Source organism: Halorubrum sp. SP3, assembly GCF_005435195.1.
GTDB classification, from domain to species: Archaea; Halobacteriota; Halobacteria; order Halobacteriales; family Haloferacaceae; genus Halorubrum; species Halorubrum sodomense.
In genome coordinates, this window is the sequence record NZ_SGTU01000639.1 from 1 (window position 1) to 260 (window position 260).

1 protein-coding gene is annotated in these 260 nt (G+C 65.4%); it reads left to right on the forward strand.

The window, feature by feature from the left end; all coding sequences use genetic code 11:
* Positions 1-119 precede the first annotated feature (119 nt).
* The coding region (locus EXE42_RS17820) for an iron-sulfur cluster assembly protein (protein WP_137707128.1) at positions 120-260 on the forward strand (141 nt) is incomplete at its 3' end.

A 260-nucleotide genomic window follows, 5' to 3' on the forward strand; every position in this document is an offset into this window, starting at 1 on the left:
TCTGACGCGGCCCCGGCGGCACTCGTACAGCGTTGGAACCGACTCGCCACCCGAACCGAACCCGAATCGACTCGACGCCCGAACCGAATTCGAACCGACTCGCCGTCCAACCCAGACCAATGACACTCACCGAAGCCGAACTCACCGACCGACTCGCCGCGGTAGAGGACCCCGAGAACGGCGACGACATCGTCTCGATGGGCCTCGTCGACGACGTAGCGATCAGCGACGGCACCGCCGAGGTGTCGCTCGCGTTCAAC